General features: G+C 52.0%; 16 protein-coding genes and 5 tRNA genes. 3 read left to right on the plus strand and 18 right to left on the minus strand.

From position 1 onward, the window contains the following. Window positions 1–45 precede the first annotated feature (45 nt). Window positions 46–264 carry an ogr/Delta-like zinc finger family protein gene (locus N5923_RS10110; protein ID WP_267142420.1) on the plus strand — a complete coding sequence of 73 codons (219 nt, stop codon included), beginning with the start codon at window positions 46–48 and terminating at the stop codon, window positions 262–264. 164 nt (window positions 265–428) lie between these two features. On the opposite strand, the gene rplS is transcribed toward N5923_RS10110, so the two are convergent. The 5 genes from rplS to ffh form a co-directional block, all read right to left on the minus strand. Then, complete coding sequence (rplS, locus tag N5923_RS10115; RefSeq protein ID WP_003849035.1) at window positions 429–776, minus strand: 50S ribosomal protein L19; 348 nt, start codon at window positions 774–776, stop codon at window positions 429–431. Window positions 777–822: 46 nt separating this feature from the next. Further along, window positions 823–1,593, minus strand: coding sequence for a tRNA (guanosine(37)-N1)-methyltransferase TrmD (gene trmD, locus N5923_RS10120; RefSeq protein WP_267142419.1), 771 nt, complete (start codon window positions 1,591–1,593; stop codon window positions 823–825). A 35-nt stretch (window positions 1,594–1,628) separates the two neighbouring features. After that, the gene (gene rimM, locus N5923_RS10125) at window positions 1,629–2,177 is read right to left on the minus strand and encodes a ribosome maturation factor RimM (protein WP_267142418.1); all 549 of its coding nucleotides are present in this window, start codon (window positions 2,175–2,177) and stop codon (window positions 1,629–1,631) included. Between the two features lie 18 nt (window positions 2,178–2,195). Continuing rightward, window positions 2,196–2,444 carry a 30S ribosomal protein S16 gene (rpsP, locus tag N5923_RS10130; RefSeq protein ID WP_017803668.1) on the minus strand — a complete coding sequence of 83 codons (249 nt, stop codon included), beginning with the start codon at window positions 2,442–2,444 and terminating at the stop codon, window positions 2,196–2,198. Between the two features lie 149 nt (window positions 2,445–2,593). After that, complete coding sequence (gene ffh / locus N5923_RS10135) at window positions 2,594–3,955, minus strand: signal recognition particle protein (RefSeq protein ID WP_267142417.1); 1,362 nt, start codon at window positions 3,953–3,955, stop codon at window positions 2,594–2,596. A gap of 169 nt (window positions 3,956–4,124) precedes the next feature. Here ffh and N5923_RS10140 point away from each other — a divergent pair, with 169 nt between their 5' ends. Then, the gene (locus tag N5923_RS10140; RefSeq protein ID WP_267142416.1) at window positions 4,125–4,913 is read left to right on the plus strand and encodes a cytochrome C assembly family protein; all 789 of its coding nucleotides are present in this window, start codon (window positions 4,125–4,127) and stop codon (window positions 4,911–4,913) included. Between the two features lie 25 nt (window positions 4,914–4,938). After that, the gene (locus N5923_RS10145) at window positions 4,939–6,225 is read left to right on the plus strand and encodes an HlyC/CorC family transporter (RefSeq protein ID WP_267142415.1); all 1,287 of its coding nucleotides are present in this window, start codon (window positions 4,939–4,941) and stop codon (window positions 6,223–6,225) included. An 88-nt stretch (window positions 6,226–6,313) separates the two neighbouring features. Here N5923_RS10145 and luxS read toward each other — a convergent pair whose 3' ends face one another. The 13 genes from luxS to recA form a co-directional block, all read right to left on the minus strand. Then, window positions 6,314–6,829, minus strand: a complete 516-nt coding sequence (gene luxS / locus N5923_RS10150) for an S-ribosylhomocysteine lyase (RefSeq protein WP_267142414.1) — start codon at window positions 6,827–6,829, stop codon at window positions 6,314–6,316. Between the two features lie 155 nt (window positions 6,830–6,984). Further along, window positions 6,985–8,589, minus strand: a complete 1,605-nt coding sequence (gene gshA, locus N5923_RS10155; RefSeq protein WP_267142413.1) for a glutamate--cysteine ligase — start codon at window positions 8,587–8,589, stop codon at window positions 6,985–6,987. Window positions 8,590–8,620: 31 nt separating this feature from the next. Continuing rightward, entirely contained in the window at window positions 8,621–9,052 is a 432-nt protein-coding gene (locus tag N5923_RS10160; RefSeq protein WP_267142412.1) for a YqaA family protein, read from the minus strand. Further along, window positions 9,049–9,615 (minus strand): fructose-1-phosphate/6-phosphogluconate phosphatase, encoded by a 567-nt coding sequence (gene yqaB, locus N5923_RS10165; RefSeq protein WP_267142411.1) that lies wholly within the window; start codon window positions 9,613–9,615, stop codon window positions 9,049–9,051. Before yqaB ends, N5923_RS10160 begins: the two co-directional genes overlap by 4 nt. 357 nt (window positions 9,616–9,972) lie before the next feature. Further along, window positions 9,973–10,049, minus strand: a tRNA-Arg gene (locus N5923_RS10170). Window positions 10,050–10,224: 175 nt separating this feature from the next. Beyond that, window positions 10,225–10,301: transfer RNA gene (locus tag N5923_RS10175), tRNA-Arg, on the minus strand. Window positions 10,302–10,384: 83 nt separating this feature from the next. Next, window positions 10,385–10,461, minus strand: a tRNA-Arg gene (locus tag N5923_RS10180). Between the two features lie 84 nt (window positions 10,462–10,545). Beyond that, window positions 10,546–10,622: transfer RNA gene (locus N5923_RS10185), tRNA-Arg, on the minus strand. 8 nt (window positions 10,623–10,630) lie between these two features. After that, a tRNA-Ser gene (locus N5923_RS10190) sits at window positions 10,631–10,723 on the minus strand. Window positions 10,724–11,010: 287 nt separating this feature from the next. Then, on the minus strand, window positions 11,011–11,196 hold the full coding sequence (csrA, locus tag N5923_RS10195) for a carbon storage regulator CsrA (RefSeq protein WP_026112062.1): 186 nt from the start codon (window positions 11,194–11,196) through the stop codon (window positions 11,011–11,013). A 247-nt stretch (window positions 11,197–11,443) separates the two neighbouring features. Continuing rightward, on the minus strand, window positions 11,444–14,071 hold the full coding sequence (alaS, locus tag N5923_RS10200) for an alanine--tRNA ligase (protein WP_267142410.1): 2,628 nt from the start codon (window positions 14,069–14,071) through the stop codon (window positions 11,444–11,446). 138 nt (window positions 14,072–14,209) lie between these two features. Continuing rightward, window positions 14,210–14,719, minus strand: coding sequence for a regulatory protein RecX (locus N5923_RS10205; protein ID WP_267142409.1), 510 nt, complete (start codon window positions 14,717–14,719; stop codon window positions 14,210–14,212). Between the two features lie 315 nt (window positions 14,720–15,034). Beyond that, window positions 15,035–16,099: a recombinase RecA gene (gene recA / locus N5923_RS10210; protein ID WP_267142408.1), complete on the minus strand. Its 1,065-nt coding sequence runs from the start codon at window positions 16,097–16,099 to the stop codon at window positions 15,035–15,037. Window positions 16,100–16,135 lie beyond the last annotated feature (36 nt).

The following is a 16,135-nucleotide window of genomic DNA, read 5'->3' on the forward strand; positions in this document are numbered from 1 at the left end:
AGAGTATTATTATCTAAATTATTAAGATTAGTGGGAGTGGTGCATATGATGAATTGCCCGTTGTGTGGGAATGCCGCACATACGCGAAGTAGTTTTCAGGTCTCTAAAGAAACCAAAGAACGTTACAATCAGTGCCAGAACATCAATTGTGGTTGCACCTTCAAATCCCATGAGACAGTAGCCGAAATAATTATGGCCCCCGGCAGGGTTAAGCCTGTTCCACCTCATCCAGACAGAACATTGCAGGGCGCTCTATGGCTCTAATCCCTATCGACTCCCCTACCCGCTTCGGCGGGTTTTTTGTGTCCACCACTGTCCACATTTTTATTCTGCGTGGACAATCCGTGGACATAAAACATAAAAAAGGGGTTAGCTCATCGCTAACCCCTTGTTCTATATTAACTTTTGGATGCAGCGTAAGCTGTATCTTAGTTAAGACGCTCTTTGATACGAGCTGACTTACCAGTACGCTCACGCAGGTAGTACAGTTTGGCTTTACGCACGGCGCCACGACGTTTAACAGCAATGCTGTCGATTACTGGTGAATGCGTCTGGAATACACGCTCAACACCTTCGCCGTTAGAAATTTTACGAACAGTGAATGCAGAGTGCAGACCGCGGTTACGAATAGCGATAACCACGCCCTCGAATGCCTGCAGACGTTTTTTAGAACCTTCAACGACCCATACTTTCACTTCCACGGAATCACCCGGACGGAATGAAGGTACATCCTGTTTCATCTGCTCTTGTTCAATTTGCTTAATAATGTTGCTCATAATTAAATCTCTTATCCTGGGTAAACTGATATTTAAGGAGGTAGCGTTACGCTTTACCTGCCGCATCATCGTTTTGGTGCCCGGAGAATTCCCGTTGGAACTCTGCCAGCAACCTTGCTTGCTCTTCAGTCAGAGCCAGGTTTTCCAGAAGTTCAGGTCTTCTAAGCCAGGTACGGCCCAACGACTGTTTCAGACGCCACCGGCGAATATCGGCATGGTTGCCCGACAGTAATACTGGCGGAACCTCCATCCCTTCTAACACTTCAGGTCGGGTGTAGTGTGGACAATCCAGCAAACCTTCCGAAAATGAATCTTCTTCGGCTGAAGCCTGTTTGCCCAGTACGCCAGGTATAAACCGGGATACTGAATCAATCAGGGTCATTGCTGGTAGCTCGCCACCACTAAGCACATAATCGCCAATCGACCATTCTTCGTCGATCTCGGTTTTGATTACGCGCTCATCAATCCCTTCATAACGACCACACACCAGAATTAACTTCTGACTGGTCGCCAGTTCGCAAACACCGTTTTGGTCAAGTTTGCGACCCTGAGGTGAAAGATAAATCACCTTCGCGCCTTCCCCTGCCGCTGCTTTCGCTGCGTGGATGGCGTCCCGTAAGGGTTGCACCATCATCAGCATTCCCGGTCCGCCGCCGTAAGGACGTTCGTCTACGGTACGGTGCCGGTCATAAGCGAAGTCACGTGGACTCCAGCTCTGAATGCTTAGCAGGCCGTTTTTTACTGCCCGACCAGTTACTCCGTAGTCGGTAATCGCGCGAAACATCTCTGGAAACAGGCTAATTATGCCAATCCACATTGATGGAACCGTCTGTTTACCGCAATCTTCGGAGGTCAAAAACCAGGATCCCAATCTACTTCAATGGTGCCGGTAGTGAGATCGACATTCTTGATAACCTGTTCATCAAGAAACGGAATTAACCGCTCCTTCGCACCGAATGCATCTTTCAGGTTTGCGCTGACGACGAGAACGTCGTTTGAACCGGTTTCCATCAACTCAGTGACTTTACCCAGTTCATAGCCTTGCGTAGTGACAACCTGGCAACCGATAAGGTCTTTCCAGTAATAGTCACCTGTATCCAGCGCTGGCAATTGCCCGGAATCGACCACAATTTCGCAATTGGTGAAGAGTCCCGCAGCATCACGATCGTCAATGCCTTTGACTTTGATGATCATGTCCTGATTGTGGCGCTTCCAGCCTTCCAGCTCGATAAGCTGCCATTGACCCGCACGTTGGATAAACCACGGCTGATAGTCAAAAATGCTTTCGGCGTCTTCGGTGGAGGAAAACACTTTGAGCCAACCACGGATACCGTAGGCTCCACCCATCTTACCGAGAATTAACGGCTGAACAGGGGATTTCGCGGCCTGTTGCTTGCTCATGTTGACCACCGTGACAGATTAAGCTGCTTTTTTTGCAGTCTTGATCAGCGCGTTAACGCGATCAGAAAGCGTTGCGCCCTGGCCAACCCAGTGCTCAATACGGTCCAGATCCAGACGCAGTGCTTCAGCCTGACCAGATGCGATCGGGTTGAAGAAACCAACGCGCTCGATGAAACGACCGTTGCGTGCATTGCGGCTGTCAGTGACAACTACCTGATAGAACGGACGCTTTTTCGCGCCGTGACGTGCCAAACGAATTGTTACCATAACATCCTCTTAAGTTAATAAAACACCCGGGACCCAGCGAGGGGCGGGACCCGGGTGCAATATAAAAAGCCCGAAAATTTTACTCATTTTGGCGCAAAAAGCAATCGAAAGCTGACTATGCTTTTGCGCCTGCAGAATTTCGGACCGGTTTAGCGACCAGGGAATCCTGGCGGCATCATACCTTTCATGCCACGCATCATCTTCGCCATGCCGCCTTTTTTCATCTTCTTCATCATACGCTGCATGTCGTCGAACTGCTTCAGCAAGCGGTTCACGTCCTGCACCTGCATACCGGAACCGGTTGCAATGCGGCGCTTACGCGAACCTTTAATAATTTCTGGCTTCTCACGCTCTTTGCGCGTCATGGAATTGATCATCGCTTCCATACGTACCAGCACTTTGTCATCCATCTGGGATTTAACATTGTCCGGCAACTGGCCCATACCCGGCAGTTTGCCCATCAGGCTTGCCATACCGCCCATATTGCGCATCTGCTTCAGCTGCTCAAGGAAGTCGTTAAGGTCAAAGCCATCGCCCTTTTTCAGCTTAGTGGCCAGTTTCTCCGCTTGCGCGCGGTCCACTTTGCTTTCGATATCTTCGATCAGTGACAGCACATCACCCATACCGAGAATGCGCGAGGCGATACGTTCCGGGTAGAATGGCTCAAGCGCATCGGTCTTCTCACCGATACCCATAAACTTGATTGGCTTACCGGTAATATGACGAATCGACAGTGCCGCACCACCGCGCGCATCACCGTCAACTTTAGTCAGCACCACACCGGTCAGCGGCAGCGCTTCATTAAACGCTTTGGCGGTATTCGCCGCATCCTGACCGGTCATGGCATCGACAACAAACAGGGTTTCCACCGGGTTAATCGCCGCATGAACCTGTTTGATTTCATCCATCATCGCTTCATCGACGTGTAAACGACCAGCGGTATCCACCAGCAGCACGTCGTAGAACTTCAGTTTGGCCATTTGCAGCGCATTGTTGACGATATCAACCGGCTTCTGGCTCAGGTCTGACGGACAAAAATCAACGCCAACCTGTTCGGCCAGCGTTTCCAGCTGACGAATTGCCGCCGGACGATAAACGTCAGCCGACACCACCAGCACTTTCTTTTTATGCTTCTCGCGCAGGAACTTACCCAGTTTGGCGACACTGGTGGTTTTACCTGCACCCTGCAAGCCCGCCATCAGTACCACAGCCGGTGGCTGCGCCGCCAGGTTCAGGGTGTTATTTTCATCACCCATCGCCGCGACCAGCTCGTTCTTCACGATCTTGACGAATTCCTGACCTGGGGTCAGGCTTTTATTCACTTCATGACCTACCGCGCGCTCTTTGACGCGATTAATAAAGTCACGAACTACCGGCAGGGCGACATCAGCCTCCAGCAGCGCCATGCGCACTTCACGCAGGGTTTCTTTGATGTTCTCTTCGGTCAGCCGTCCGCGTCCACTGATATTGCGCAGGGACTGCGACAAACGATCGGTTAAATTATCAAACATTGTCTCTCGCTTTTACGTCATATACAGAGGTCGCCCAGGCGACACAATTCGGCGGATTATAGCACGAAGCAATGACGATCTCTGCAATCGGCGATCAGAACGTTTGGAACCAGCTGCTACGGGCGCTATACTGCTGTTTTTATTCACTGGCCGGTACCTGACAACATCTATGTTCGTTTTCGCGATTCTGGCGCTTCTCGCCTACTCAATCAGCCTTGCCCTGATCATCCCCAGCCTGTTGCGCAAAAACAGCGCATGGCGGCGTCTGGCGGTTCTCTCTGCCTGCGTCGCGCTGGTGTCTCACGGTATCGCGTTGCAGCAACGAATATTTGCCATGGATGGGGGGCAGAATCTTAGCCTGCTGAATATCGGTTCGCTGGTCAGCCTGCTGATCTGTCTGATTATGACCATCGTCGCTTCTCGCAACCGTGGCTGGGTGCTGCTGCCGCTGGTGTATAGCTTCGCGCTGATTAACCTCGCCTTTGCCGCGTTTCTGCCTAATGCGTTTATCACCCATCTGGAAACCACGCCGGGGATGATGATTCATATTGGTCTGGCGCTGCTGGCCTATGCCACCCTGATTATCGCCGCACTCTATGCGCTGCAGCTGGCGTGGATCGATTATCAGCTAAAAAATAAAAAGCTGGCATTCAGCCAGGATATGCCGCCGCTGATGGTGATTGAACGCAAAATGTTCCATATCACGCAGGTCGGTGTCGTACTGCTGACGCTGGTGCTCTGCACTGGCTTGTTCTATATGCAGGACCTTTTTAACCGCGAAAACGTCGACAAAGCGGTACTGTCGATTCTCGCCTGGTTTGTTTATATCGTATTGCTCTGGGGCCATTATCATGAGGGCTGGCGTGGCCGTCGCGTCGTCTGGTTTAACTGTGGCGGCGCACTGTTGCTGACCATGGCCTACTTCGGCAGTCGCGTCCTGCAACACCTCCTGTCCTGACCTCTCACCACAAGGAATTTTTGCGTTGGAACATGTTTCCACCACCACCCTGATTATCACACTGGTCATCATGGTTCTGATTTCCGCCTACTTCTCCAGTTCGGAAACCGGGATGATGATGCTCAACCGCTATCGCCTGCGGCATCAGGCGAAAAATGGCCATCGCGCCGCACGCCGCGTCGAGAAGCTGCTGCGCCGTCCTGATCGCCTGATCAGTCTGGTGCTGATCGGTAATAACCTCGTTAATATCCTCGCCTCTTCGCTGGCGACTATCGTCGGCATGCGGCTGTATGGTGACGCCGGTGTGGCGATTGCGACCGGTGTACTGACGTTTGTCGTACTGGTATTTGCCGAAGTACTGCCGAAGACCGTGGCGGCGCTCTATCCGGAAAAAGTGGCTTTTCCCAGCAGCGTGTTGCTCGGACCGCTCCAGATCGTAATGATGCCGCTGGTATGGCTGCTTAACACCATCACGCGCGTACTGATGCGTATGGTCGGCATGAAGACCGATGGTGCGATTAGCGCCGCGCTGAGCAAAGATGAGCTGCGCACCATCGTCTACGAGTCACGTTCGAAGATGTCGAGCCGTAATCAGGATATGTTGTTGTCAGTGCTGGACCTCGAAAAGGTCACCGTTGATGACATTATGGTGCCGCGCAATGAGATTGTCGGCATCAACGTCAATGATGACTGGAAATCGATTATCCGTCAGCTCAGTCACTCGCCGCACGGTCGCATCGTGCTGTATCGCGACTCACTGGAGGATATTGTCGGCATGCTGCGCGTACGCGAAGCCTGGCGCATGATGACCGAGAAAAAAGAGTTCACCAAAGAGAATCTGCTGCGCGCCGCCGATGAGATCTATTACGTACCGGAAGGAACGCCGCTGAATGTGCAGCTGGTGAAGTTCCAGCGTAATAAGAAGAAAACGGGTCTGGTGGTCGACGAATATGGCGATATTAAAGGGCTGGTCACCATCGAAGATATTCTTGAAGAGATTGTCGGTGATTTCACCACTTCGATGTCGCCAACGCTGGCCGAAGAAGTGATGCCGCAGAATGATGGTTCGGTACTGATTGAAGGTAGCGCTAACCTGCGTGAGCTGAATAAAGCCTTTAACTGGAAGTTACCGGAAGAAGATGCCCGTACCGTCAATGGCATGCTGCTGGAGGCGTTACAGGAGATCCCTTGTGCCGGCACTACGGTCAGGATTGGCAACTACGCCATTGATATTCTTGATGTGCAGGAAAATATGGTCAAGCAGGTGAAGATTACGCCGCACAAACCGTTGAAAGAGTCAGTGGGATCCTGAAAAACGGGCGACAAAAAAACCGCCCCTGTTTCTTTTGTAGGGGAGCCGTTATCGGCTCCCCTGCCTGACGGGCGGCGAGAACGCCCCCCTACAGGTGCAGTTCCTGTAATTTGTCTTTTGGCAGCGCCAGTTCATCATTGTGATTAACGCGAATGTCACTATCAACGATATGGCGCGCGATCTCCTGCGCTTCGTCCAGTGAGTGCATTTCGAAAGTGCCGCACTGATATTCATTCAGCTCCGGGATCTTACGCTGGTCGGTCACTTTCAGCACATCGCCCATCGCGGCTTTCCATGCGGCAGCCACACGCTGCTCATCCGGCGTACCAATCAGGCTCATATAGAAGCCGGTACGGCAGCCCATTGGTGAGATATCAATAATTTCCACACCGTCGCCGTTCAGGTGATTACGCATAAAGCCGGCAAACAGATGCTCCAGCGTATGAATACCACGCTCTGGCATCACTTCTTTGTTCGGCTTGCAAAAACGCAGGTCAAAAACGGTGATGGCATCGCCATGTGGTGTATTCATGGTTTTTGCAACGCGTACCGCAGGTGCGGCCATGATCGTATGATCGACAGTAAAGCTATCCAGCAGTGGCATATTGTCACCTCCTGTTTTTAGAAAATATTTTTAGAACGATGAAACTTTTCTTATCATCGTACGTCTGAATAAGTGAAAGACGCGCATTTTGTTATCATCATCCCTGACAACACAGAGATGTTAATTTGGCCACAATGATGTGGCCATTTTCTTTTCTAGCCCGCCTTACTGGCGAGGAACGCTTCGAAACTCAACGTATCGCTCTCTTCAATCTGCTGCTGACTGGCGCGTGAACGCTGCGCTTCTTCGGTAAAATCTTCTTCACTCAACACATCTAAATGCTCTTCAGCCATCAGATGGCGATACTGCTCCGCCAGCGCTAATCCCGTACCGCCGATGCCGTTTTCCATCATTGCATGCAGAATACGTGCTGAATAGGTCAGCTCCGGATCGTCAAACGACGCCACCAGTTGATCGCACACTTCCTGATAACGACGATCGCCCTGATTACCATCTAAGGTTTCGGCAACGCGACGCAGATCGCGGAACAGCTGCTTGCCGACATCCTTCAGCGGTTGCTGCGCTTCTTCACAACCCATGCCGATTGTCTGGCCCGGTTTACGCCCCTCCAGAATGACGCGATTCCAGTTTTTACGGGTACAGAGCAGTTCATCACTGCTCATTTCTGGCGCATCTGCCAGAGTACACCAAATCAGGAAAAGATCGAGGAAACGCACCTGGTTGGCATCAACGCCGATCGGTGAGAACGGATTGATATCCAGCGAGCGCACTTCGATATATTCGATACCGCCACGCAGCAACGCATCGGAAGGCGCTTCGCCCGATTTGGTGACCCGCTTCGGCCGAATCGGCGCATAGAGTTCATTTTCAATCTGCAGCACATTAGTGTTCAGCTGCAGATAATCGCCGTTTTCATCTTTAACGCCGATCTCCGCATACTCGGCCGATGGCGTTTTAATCGCCTTTTTCAGCGCGTCGACATAGTCAGGCAGATTATTAAACGTGATGCCAAGGCTGTTCTGCGACTTATTGGTGTAGCCGAGGTCGCTGAGGCGCAGTGAGGTGGCATAGGGCATATACAGCATACCCTTCTCACTCTTCTTAAACGGCAGGCTGCTCTCTTTGCCTTGCAGGAAGGAGGAGCAGATCCCTGGCGAGGCGCCAAACAGGTAAGGAATAATCCAGCCGAAGCGGTAATAGTTGCGAATCAGACGCAGGTAACCGTCGGAGATCGCCTCTTTACCGCTCTCGATATCTTCCACGCCCGCCCACTCCTGCCAGAACGACAGTGGCAGCGAAAAGTTATAGTGCACGCCGGAGATAGTCTGCATCAGCGCGCCATAACGGTTTTTCAGCCCCTGGCGATACAGCGTTTTCATGCGGCCAATATTGGAACTGCCATATTGCGCCAGTTCAATATCGGCACCGGCATCGACAAAGCACGGCATGCTAAACGGCCACATACGCTCTTCACCGAGATCCCGCGCCACATGACGATGGATATCGCGCAGGAAGGCCAGCAGATGATCGATATCATCATCAACCGGGGTAATAAATTCGAGCAGCGTCTCAGCGAAATCGGTGGTGATCCATTTATGGGTCAGCGCTGAACCGAGAGAGTCAGGGTGTCCGGTGGTTGCCAGACGGCCATCCGGCCTGACGCGCAGTGTTTCACGTTCAATACCGCGACAGATGCCAGTTAACGCGTTGGGATGAGCTTCCAGCCAGGAAAGCGCTTGTGATACGTCCGGGATCAAATTGACCTCCCGCTCAGAGAAAAATTTATTATTGTTTAGCATAATGTTAACCGTAGCCCCGAATCAGCGAGAATCAATGCCACCACTCCATGCCCTGTAATGTTGCGGTCGCAACCACTATGTAACGTAGTGTCTTTCCGATAGCTAAAAACAGCACCACCGGCAGCCACGAGAAACGCAGCCAGCCGGCCATAACACACAGCAGATCGCCAACTAGCGGCAACCAGCTTAATAACAGTGCTGCAGGACCAAAACGATGCAACCACGCTGTTGCTGTGTCATGCCATCGCCCCTGCTGTGTTGTCTGCGGCAGTAAGCGACCAATGAAAATATTCGTCAAACCGCCGAGTGTGTTCCCCAATGCGGCGATAAAAATCAACCCAGTCACTGACAACTTCCCTGCCATCAGTAAAGCCACCAGCAGTACCTCAGAGCTGCCCGGAAGCAGCGTGGCGCTGAGAAAGCTACTGGCAAACAATGAACCGAAACTCAGCCACTCATTCACAGCAGACGGACATCAACAACGTCCATCCCGGCGGCTTTTGCTGCCTGCAGGCCAAAGTCTGCATCTTCAAATACCACGCACTTGCCAGGCTCAACGCCCATCAGTTGCGCGCAGCGCAGAAACGTATCGGGCTCAGGTTTATGACGCTGCACATCATCGGCGCCGACCAGCGCATCAAAACAGTCGCGAATGCCTAAATGACGCAGCAGCATATCAGCCATCTGATGTTCGCTGCCGGTACCCACCGACATCGGGCGACGCCCGTGCCAGGCTTTCACCACCTCAACCAGCGGCAGCGGCTGCACCGAATCCAGCAGCATCTCTTTCAACGCCGTGGTTTTTTCAGCGGCCAGCGCATAAGGATCGAGATCCGCCTGATGGCTGGCAATAATGAACTGCGCAATGCGCCAGGTTGGAGAACCATTCAGTCCGATGATGGCGGTTTCGTCAAAGGTCATGCCGTAACGCGCCAGCACCTCACGCCAGGCTTTACGATGCGTCGGCTCCGTATCCAAAATGGTGCCATCCATATCGAAAATCAAGCCGTCATAATGATCGTACATTCTCTCTCCGGGCATTGTCGCAACCAGTGTTTACTTTATCGTAAAGTCCCCTGGTTGTCGCTGTTAGCGATTAACAGCAAATGCTTTGAAAGCATTGGGGATTTTATAAATCAGATAAAGGCGAGGGAGTAAAAACCATCAGAAACGGCGAATTTCAGCGAAAACAGGGAGTGTGCAGTGATTGTTTGATTTATCGGGGGGAAAACATTTGCTGAGAGCAATATGGTGCATCCAGGAGGATGACTCGGCGTTGCCTCGCCCTGCGGGCCGTTGCTGAAGCAACGTTATCCTCCTTGTTGCTGGCTGTAATGCTTTTACTGCACACCAGTACAAAGTTGCGATTCGCTGAGAGGAATATGGTGCATCCAGGAGGATTCGAACCTCCGACCGCTCGGTTCGTAGCCGAGTACTCTATCCAGCTGAGCTATGGATGCATTGTAGAAAAATAGTGCGGAATACTGGGGTATTACTTAAATGGTGCATCCAGGAGGATGACTCGACTTCGCCTCGCCCTGCGGGCCGTTGCTGAAGCAACGTTATCCTCCTTGTTGCTGGCTGTAATGCTTTTACTGCATGCCAGAACAAAGTTTCGATTCGTTTAAAGCAATATGGTGCATCCAGGAGGATTCGAACCTCCGACCGCTCGGTTCGTAGCCGAGTACTCTATCCAGCTGAGCTATGGATGCATCGGGAAAGCAAATTTGGGAGATAATGCGACTGACCTGAGGGAATACTTTATAAGGATGCTTGCGGACAAACTTATTGAATATGGTGCATCCAGGAGGATTCGAACCTCCGACCGCTCGGTTCGTAGCCGAGTACTCTATCCAGCTGAGCTATGGATGCATTACTAATTCTTGTATAACGCAGGGTGCCAACTACTCACCTTGATACGCGCTGCTAACACGAATCGAACAACTCATTACTGTTTGGTGCATCCAGGAGGATTCGAACCTCCGACCGCTCGGTTCGTAGCCGAGTACTCTATCCAGCTGAGCTATGGATGCATCAGTAATGGCGGTGAGGGAGGGATTCGAACCCTCGATGCAGCTTTTGACCGCATACTCCCTTAGCAGGGGAGCGCCTTCAGCCTCTCGGCCACCTCACCATACGCGTTCTTGCGAACTGTGCTGCTGAACTTGTTTCTGCTCATCGGCACTGCGTGGCGCACATATTACTTTCCCGCACTTATAAGTCAAACCATTTTTTCCGCCTAATCGCCTGATTGCACAAATCACAGGCAATCCGGCGACTTTGACGACAAAAAGAGTGATTTATCAACAGAAAAACAGCGGGAAGTTTGCGAAAACAGGAAAAGTAAAACCGGGAGAGGGAGCAGGAAAAAGAGGGGAAAAGCGGTAGCGCCTCGCTAAAAGCAGCGAGACGCTGGATCCGTTAGTAACTCGTTGGCTGAGTTTTTTCGGCCTGGATGCGCTGATAGATCTCTTCGCGATGCACCGAAACTTCTTTAGGGGCGTTAACACCGATGCGGACCTGGTTACCTTTGACGCCCAGCACCGTTACAGTCACCTCATCACCGATCATGAGGGTTTCACCAACTCGACGAGTTAGAATTAGCATTCTTTGCTCCTTGAAAGATTAAAAGAGTCGGGTTTGTAAGGCTCCCGGCCATATCCATCATAATTCGCTAAACGTAGACTATGACAAATACATGATTAAGTATCGTCGCGCCAATACATTCTGCTGATACTTAGTTTAGCCGAAATACACTACATCAACCTGACTTTATGATTACAGGGTGCGTACCACTTGGTCAAAACGCCCGGACACGAAGGCCCGGACGCACTCCAGCGATACATTTTTATCGTTACAGTTTTGCAGCAACCCATGACTCAACGCCAGCCAGCGCCGCAGGCAGCGCCTGAGCATCTGTACCGCCCGCCTGAGCCATATCAGGGCGTCCGCCGCCCTTACCGCCAACCTGTTGCGCTAACGCGCCAACCAGCTCACCCGCTTTCACGCGGTCGGTAAGGTCTTTTGTCACCCCGGCAATCAGGGATACTTTTCCATCTACCACTGTTGCCAGCACAATAATTGCTGAACCGAGCTGATTTTTCAGATCGTCAACCATCGTGCGCAGCATTTTAGGTTCAACATTGCTGAGCTCACTAACCAGCAATTTCGTCCCCTTCACTTCCAGCGCTTTACTGCTCAGGGAGGCACTCTCCTGCGCAGCCTGCTGATCTTTCAACTGCTGTAGCTCTTTCTCCAGCAGGCGAACATGCTCAATTACCGAACGCACTTTCTCATTCAGATTACTGTTATTCGCTTTTACCAGCTGAGCAATATCCTGCAACTGTTCGCTCTGGGCATGCACCTGCGCCAGCGCGCCTTCACCAGTAACCGCCTCAACACGACGCACACCTGCTGCGGTGCCGGACTCAGAGGTAATGCGGAACAGACCAATATCACCGGTGCGGCTGGCATGGGTGCCACCACACAGCTCGGTAGAGAAGTCGCCCATGCTTAACACGCGCACATGATCATCATACTTTTCGCCGAACAGCGCCATCGCGCCCTGCGCTTTCGCTGCTTCCAGCTCCATGATATTGGTGTCTATTGCCAGATTACGCCGAATCTGGGCATTAACAATATCTTCTACCTGACGAATTTGTTCGGGCTTCATCGCTTCAAAATGCGAGAAGTCAAAACGCAGGTACTTATCGTTAACCAGCGAGCCTTTCTGGCCCACGTGGTCACCAAGCACCTGACGCAATGCCGCGTGCAGCAAGTGGGTAGCCGAGTGATTAAGGCGGATACGCGCACGACGCGCCTCATCCACCTGTGCATCAAGACGGTCGCCGACGCGCAGATGGCCGGAAACCAGCTTGCCAATATGACCAATCGCCTGGCTATATTTCTGCGTATCGCTAACCGCAAACAGCGCATTGTTCCCTTTCAGCTCACCGGTATCGCCAACCTGACCACCCGATTCACCATAGAACGGCGTCTCATCAAGAACAATCACCCCTTCCTGACCGGCAGTGATTTCATCAGCTTGCTGGCCATCAACGAAGATCGCCGTGATCGCCGCTGTCAGCTCCAGCTGCTGATAACCTTTAAACGCCGAGGCAGAATCAATGCGGATCACATTGTTGTAGTCGGCGCCGAAACCGCTGGCATCACGTGCACGACGACGCTGCTGCTCCATCGCAAGTTCGAAACCGGCCTCATCAATTTTCAGATTACGCTCACGACAGACATCAGCGGTTAAGTCGACCGGGAAGCCAAAGGTGTCGTACAGACGGAACACGGTTTCGCCATCCAGCGTATCGCCTTGCAACTGCGCCAGTTCTTCATCCAGCAGTGCCAGACCACGTTCCAGCGTTTTAGCAAACTGCTCCTCTTCGGCTTTCAGTACCTGCTCAACCTGCGCCTGCTGTGCCTGCAACTCTTCTCCGGCGCTGCCCATCACCGCAATCAGTGGCGCAACCAGTTTGTAGAAGAAAGTGCCATTAGCGCCCAGCATATTACCGTGACGCACCGCGCGACGAATAATACGACGCAGCACATAGCCACGGTTTTCGTTGGACGGAATCACCCCGTCGGCAATCAGGAACGCACAGGAACGAATATGGTCAGCAATCACGCGCAATGATTTATTGGCCAGATCGGTGGCGCCGGTCACTTCCGCGACTGATTTAATCAGCTTCGCGAACAGATCGATTTCATAGTTGGAGTTAACATGCTGCAGTACCGCAGTGATACGCTCCAGGCCCATCCCGGTATCAACCGACGGTTTTGGCAGCGGCAACATCGCGCCATCAGCCTGACGGTTGAACTGCATAAAGACGATGTTCCAGATCTCAATATAGCGATCGCCATCTTCTTCTGCGGAACCTGGCGGGCCACCCCAGATATGGTCACCATGGTCATAGAAGATCTCGGAGCATGGACCGCAAGGACCGGTATCACCCATCTGCCAGAAGTTATCTGACGCGTAAGCACCGCCTTTGTTGTCGCCGATACGGATAATGCGCTCACGCGGCACACCCACTTCTTTTTCCCAGATATCAAAGGCTTCGTCATCGGTCTCGTAAACGGTGACCCACAGACGCTCTTTCGGCAGATTAAACCACTGCTCGCCGGTCAGTAACTCCCAGGCAAAACCGATCGCTTCGCGTTTGAAATAGTCGCCAAAGCTGAAGTTGCCCAGCATTTCAAAGAAAGTGTGGTGACGTGCGGTATAGCCGACGTTCTCAAGATCGTTATGTTTACCACCAGCGCGCACACAGCGCTGCGAAGTGGTCGCACGCGAGTAATTGCGCTTATCCTGGCCGAGGAAAACGTCTTTAAACTGGTTCATGCCGGCGTTAGTAAACAGCAACGTCGGGTCGTTATGGGGCACGAGGGAGCTACTGGCTACAACCTGATGTCCCTTGCTATGGAAAAAGTCGAGAAACGCCTGACGGATCTCAGCAGTGCTCTTGCTCATAATTATCCTGGAATCACGCTAACGAACGTTTCGTGCATCTCACGACGCGGACAACCCGTCTGGCGGCCCGGTGACACACGAACAAAAAGTGGGAATAAGATAAATTTTCTTCAGTACGAAGTAAAATCCCATCGGAGGTCAATTATCAAAATTTCTGAAAATGGCCTGAATATCTTCCATAAAGAAACCTTTCGACAGCAAATAGCGCTGCACTTTGGCTTTTTCCTTCCATTCTGTCGGCAGCGGTAAGCCAAACTTACGCTCTGCGACATCAAAGGCTTGTGCTGACCAGTCAATCTCCGCGCCTTCTAAGGTCGCGGCGGTCAGTTCGCGGCCAATGCCTTTTTGCCCCAACTCCATTCTGATGCGCTGCGGACCATAACCTTTACGGCTGCGGCTGGCAACGAAGCGCTCGGCAAAACGGGTATCATCCAGCCAGCTATGTTCATAGCACCAGGCCACCACTTTTTCGATATCTTCTTCAGCAATCTCTGGCGCTTCCTCCTGACGAAAGCGCGCCGAACGCTGCATGGAAAATGTCAGCTTCTGGCGAAACTCCGCTTCGCTGTGATCACGCATGGCCAGAATGCGCATGGCGCGGTCGAGCAGACGAGCATATTGATTACGGGCAGTGGTGGCGTCTGACATAACACTCCGGGACAGTTTAAATCTGGTGATACCGATTCAGGCGATCATATGCCTGAGTAGCAGAGCCTAACCAGAAACGGGCTGAGAAACAAAGAAAGTTAGCCGGCTGGCGACAGAAATAGCAGGATATTGCGCAGTAAAGCAGAGGAAAAGGCGATTAACGAAGATAAAAGCAGGGTTCAGTGTCGTTGTTATGGTTGGTGTAAATCATTATCACGGGCGGCGAAAACGCCGCCCCTACACAGTAGCCATGGGTTTTACAGGGGAGCCGTTCTCGGCTCCCTGGCGCGGGCGAGAACGCCACCCAACAACGAATTAGAAATCTTCGTTGGTTTCGCTGGCTTCTTTTTCAAACTGTTCGGCAACATAGTCAGCTTTCTCAGCTGGCGTATTGAGCAACATATCACGCAGCTTCTGCTCAATTTCATTAGCAACCGCCGGGTTTTCTTTCAGGAAGTTACCTGAGTTAGCTTTACCCTGACCAATTTTATCGCCGTTATAGCTGTACCATGCACCCGCTTTCTCAATCAGCTTATGCTTCACACCGAGGTCAACCAGCTCGCCGTAAATATTGATGCCTTCGCCGTACATAATCTGGAATTCGGCCTGTTTAAATGGCGCAGCGATTTTGTTTTTCACCACTTTTACGCGGGTCTCGCTGCCCACCACATTATCGCCCTCTTTAATCGCGCCAATACGGCGGATATCCAGGCGAACGGAGGCATAGAATTTCAGGGCGTTACCGCCGGTAGTGGTTTCCGGGTTACCGAACATCACACCGATTTTCATACGGATCTGGTTGATAAAGATCAGCAGCGTATTGGACTGCTTCAGGTTACCAGCCAGTTTACGCATCGCCTGGCTCATCATACGTGCCGCAAGGCCCATATGGGAGTCACCGATTTCGCCTTCAATTTCAGCTTTCGGCGTTAAGGCAGCAACGGAGTCGACAATAATCACATCAACCGCGCCAGAACGCGCCAGCGCATCACAAATTTCCAGCGCCTGCTCACCGGTATCCGGCTGCGAGCAGAGCAGGTTATCGATATCCACGCCCAGTTTCTTGGCGTAAACCGGATCCAGTGCATGCTCAGCATCAATAAAGGCGCAGGTTTTACCTTTACGCTGTGCAGAAGCAATGACCTGCAGCGTCAGCGTCGTTTTACCGGAAGACTCAGGACCATAGATCTCAACAATACGGCCCATCGGCAAGCCGCCTGCACCCAGTGCGATATCCAGGGAAAGCGAACCGGTAGAGATGGTCTCCACGTCCATTGAGCGGTCTTCACCCAGGCGCATGATGGTGCCTTTACCGAACTGCTTCTCAATCTGGCCCAGCGCGGCTGCCAGTGCTTTTTGCTTGTTTTCGTCAATAGCCATTTCCACTCCTAATCATGCAGGGTAAAGCACACTCGA

The organism is Winslowiella arboricola, from assembly GCF_025527015.1.
GTDB classification, from domain to species: Bacteria; Pseudomonadota; Gammaproteobacteria; order Enterobacterales; family Enterobacteriaceae; genus Erwinia; species Erwinia arboricola.

What these genes read in the sequence shown, in the direction of transcription:
- rpsP (WP_017803668.1), bottom strand. Translation starts at nt 2,444, where the DNA reads ATGGTAACAATTCGTTTGGCACGTCACGGCGCGAAAAAGCGTCCGTTC.
- alaS (WP_267142410.1), bottom strand. Translation starts at nt 14,071, where the DNA reads ATGAGCAAGAGCACTGCTGAGATCCGTCAGGCGTTTCTCGACTTTTTC.
- rplS (WP_003849035.1), bottom strand. Translation starts at nt 776, where the DNA reads ATGAGCAACATTATTAAGCAAATTGAACAAGAGCAGATGAAACAGGAT.
- N5923_RS10140 (WP_267142416.1), top strand. Translation starts at nt 4,125, where the DNA reads ATGTTCGTTTTCGCGATTCTGGCGCTTCTCGCCTACTCAATCAGCCTT.
- N5923_RS10110 (WP_267142420.1), top strand. Translation starts at nt 46, where the DNA reads ATGATGAATTGCCCGTTGTGTGGGAATGCCGCACATACGCGAAGTAGT.
- yqaB (WP_267142411.1), bottom strand. Translation starts at nt 9,615, where the DNA reads ATGTACGATCATTATGACGGCTTGATTTTCGATATGGATGGCACCATT.
- gshA (WP_267142413.1), bottom strand. Translation starts at nt 8,589, where the DNA reads ATGCTAAACAATAATAAATTTTTCTCTGAGCGGGAGGTCAATTTGATC.
- trmD (WP_267142419.1), bottom strand. Translation starts at nt 1,593, where the DNA reads ATGTGGATTGGCATAATTAGCCTGTTTCCAGAGATGTTTCGCGCGATT.
- N5923_RS10205 (WP_267142409.1), bottom strand. Translation starts at nt 14,719, where the DNA reads ATGTCAGACGCCACCACTGCCCGTAATCAATATGCTCGTCTGCTCGAC.
- rimM (WP_267142418.1), bottom strand. Translation starts at nt 2,177, where the DNA reads ATGAGCAAGCAACAGGCCGCGAAATCCCCTGTTCAGCCGTTAATTCTC.
- csrA (WP_026112062.1), bottom strand. Translation starts at nt 11,196, where the DNA reads ATGCTAATTCTAACTCGTCGAGTTGGTGAAACCCTCATGATCGGTGAT.
- recA (WP_267142408.1), bottom strand. Translation starts at nt 16,099, where the DNA reads ATGGCTATTGACGAAAACAAGCAAAAAGCACTGGCAGCCGCGCTGGGC.
- luxS (WP_267142414.1), bottom strand. Translation starts at nt 6,829, where the DNA reads ATGCCACTGCTGGATAGCTTTACTGTCGATCATACGATCATGGCCGCA.
- ffh (WP_267142417.1), bottom strand. Translation starts at nt 3,955, where the DNA reads ATGTTTGATAATTTAACCGATCGTTTGTCGCAGTCCCTGCGCAATATC.